This is a genomic window from Pilosibacter fragilis, assembly GCF_032490495.1.
GTDB classification, from domain to species: Bacteria; Bacillota; Clostridia; order Lachnospirales; family Lachnospiraceae; genus Pilosibacter; species Pilosibacter fragilis.
The window spans coordinates 1-522 of sequence record NZ_JAVYJB010000096.1; the positions used below are offsets into that span (position 1 = coordinate 1).

Below are 522 nucleotides of genomic sequence, written 5' to 3' on the forward strand. Positions count from 1 at the left end.
CAATGCGTGAAGCAGTGGATTATCCAGCGTTTTCGCCGCCTTGCTTGCAGGAGCTTTGGCCTGTGGTGTAGAAATGTCGCAGAACACCAGCTGGGTCAGCTTGTCAGCTTTGCCGTCCCGCCAGATCTGCATGATGTTGTCCACACACTGATTGACCTTTGTGCCAGGTTCGTCCGGCAGCATCTGGTTGACGATCCTCTGGTCAAGCCCCAACTTACGGCCATCCGAGGTAATCTTGAGCATGTTATCCTGGGACGGGTCAACAGTTCCGCTGTGTACCAGCGATGCACGCTCCGAAAGAGCTTTGACCATTTCCTGCTGATGTTCGGTGGGCTGCGCCACGATGTTGTGGTACTCCACTTCCGGGGTAGGGAGATTTAACTGGTCGGCAGTCTTAATGTCCGCCACTTCTTTGAACAGGTTCATCAGCTCCGGCAGATTAAAGAACTTGCTGAATCTCGTTCTTGCCCGGTAGCCGGTGCCTTCCGGTGCCAGCTCCAATGCTGTGACGGTCTCCCCAAA

General features: G+C 54.6%; 1 protein-coding gene. It reads right to left on the reverse strand.

Going from position 1 to position 522, the window contains the following annotated elements:
* The coding region (locus tag ABCW45_RS17875) for a hypothetical protein (protein ID WP_485020652.1) at positions 1-522 on the reverse strand (522 nt) is incomplete at both ends.